The sequence below is a fragment of the Oligoflexia bacterium genome (genome assembly GCA_035326705.1).
Lineage (GTDB): Bacteria > Bdellovibrionota_G > JALEGL01 > JALEGL01 > JALEGL01 > JALEGL01.
This window is the reverse complement of record DAOLES010000014.1, coordinates 1-2,390: the sequence shown is the minus strand read 5'-3', so window position 1 is coordinate 2,390 and position 2,390 is coordinate 1. Positions and strand designations below refer to the sequence as shown.

Annotated in this window: 1 protein-coding gene; it reads left to right on the top strand. The window is 39.0% G+C overall.

What is annotated here, in order from left to right; genetic code table 11:
- The first annotated feature begins 512 nt into the window (after nucleotides 1-512).
- Nucleotides 513-1,748: an integrase gene (locus PKC21_10825; protein ID HMR25830.1), complete on the top strand. Its 1,236-nt coding sequence runs from the start codon at nucleotides 513-515 to the stop codon at nucleotides 1,746-1,748.
- Nucleotides 1,749-2,390: the final 642 nt, after the last annotated feature.

Here is a 2,390-nt window from a genome sequence, read left to right as displayed (position 1 = left end):
AATGATTTCGTTGGTATACTTCAACATTTTGGCTACTTTTCTGGCTACAAATTGGTAGTAGCTTTCACCAAGGTGCTCTGTATATCTTCCTGGTCCGGTTTGCATGGTTTCATTCATAAAAAAACCTTCACTCCTATGCGTTTGGTTAACGTATAGGGACGAAGGTCTTTTTTCGTGGTACCACCCTATTTTGCCAGATCATTGCTGATGTGGCCTTGGTGACTGTGGGCGAAAATGTGATTTCGCCCCTACGATGGTGTTCGTAGGTCTAATACGTTTCGTGTATTAAACGGAGCCGATTTTGCGACTCTTCGTATCAAGTGATGTTGATTTGCAGGGCGCGACGCTGCTATTGACGAATCATGAGTATTATATCTCAAGAATTTGTTTGATGCAAAAAAGAGTCTTGTACAATACAGAATGAGCTCAGCGAGAGGGAAGGTTTCCAGTAAAGATGAGCCCATAACTGAGGTTTGTGGTAATCTGGAAGAAACGTCGTAAGATACAGCGATATGACTGTATCTATTAGCGACTCAAACATCAAAACCATAGCGGACATTAAAAAATTCATTTCAGGCTCATTCCTGCTAGAAACAACCGCTTTCCAACGGAAAGAGGCATATTCTTGGATCGAAAACACATTGGTTCGATTCAGCTATTACAAACTCAAAAAAAGTCACCGGACTTGGGTGAGGCAGTACATCATCAAGATTACTGGTTACTCAAAGTCCCAGGTTACTCGTCTAATCTCCCAATACATTAAGTTTGGGAAGATCAAGACACACTATGTTGATTGCCATCGATTTGAATGCAAATATCAACCTCAGGATGTTCAGTTGTTAGCTAAAACTGATCGACTGCATGATTACCCCAATGGTAATGTGGTCAAAACCATCTTGCAAAGAATGGTGGAAGTTTATGATTGTCAGGAGTTTGCCAAGATAGCTAATATTTCTGTAGCCCAAATCTACAACTTAAGAAAGACTAAACTTTATCAACAAATCAGTCAGTCCTACACCAAAACCAAGGGAAACAAGAAAGTCAGTATTGGGATCAGAAAGAAACCGGAGCCAAACGGCCGGCCTGGATTTATCCGAGTTGACACAATTCATCAGGGGGACCAGGATGGTAAAAAGGGCATGTATCATATTGATCTTGTAGATGAGGTTACTCAATGGCAAATTACCTTGGGAGTAGAGAAGATCTCAGAAAATCACATGATTCCTGCTTTGACTATTGGGTTAGAGTTATTCCCATTTATCATCCAAGGATTTCATGCAGATAATGGGAGTGAGTACATCAATCGCAATGTCGTTAAATTACTCAACAAACTGCTGATTGAGTTAACTAAAAGCCGACCCAGAAAAAGCAATGATAATGGATTAGTGGAAAGTAAACACAATATAGTCCGGAAGTGGATTGGTTACAGTTTTATCAAGCAACAAGATGCTAAATTAGTCAACGCTTTTTACTTAAGTTGTTTTAATGAATATCTCAACTACCACAAACCATGTGCTTTTGCTACAGAAATTGAAGATCGAAACAAACCAAGAAAAATCAAGAAGGTTTACAAATTAGAAAATTACCAGACACCTTACCAGAAGCTAATTAGCTTACCTAAGGTTGAGGAGTACTTGAAGGAGGGGGTTACTCTTCAGCAGCTTGAAGCCATCTCGCTGCGTCATAGTGATAATGAAATGGCTAAAATCGTGCAAAAAGAGCGCGAAGAATTATTTGATCTACTTTAAGGCGTATGGCTGTGTCCGATAACGTTAATTGAATCCTAGTTCGTTCAGGCTCATACCTTGACTAGAAAATACTGATCAGCTCCTGGATTTAGAACTGTCAGATTACGACAAACACCTCATCGCTCAAGGCTACGAAGTTGAGTCTCTAGCCCAAAATTATTTAAAACAAAAACTAGAAACAGCCAATTACACACTTAATTTTCAATCAACGGTCAAAGATAGAGAATATCAAGTTAGAATTGATGCCCTCGGCTTTGATAATCAAAAAAATGTCTATGATATTTATGAAGTAAAGAGTGTTTCTGAAGTAAAAAAAGAGCATATCTGGGATGCAGGCTTTCAGTGGTTTGTATCTCAAAAATCGCTTCCTATTCGAAGTGTAAATCTAGTTAATTTAAACAAAGAATACGTTAGAAACGGCAGCTTAGATCTAAATGAGCTGCTTGTTATACACCCAGTTGATAGTGATATTCAAGCAATTCAGTCCGATCTACTACAGTGGATGAAAGACGCATTGGATGTGGCCAAAAGTGACAACAGCAGTTTATTTGATGGATGTCTGAAGCCAAAAGAATGCCCTTGCCTGGATCTTTGTCACCCCAATCTCCCTGAGTATTCTATTTTTGATATTGCTAGAATCAA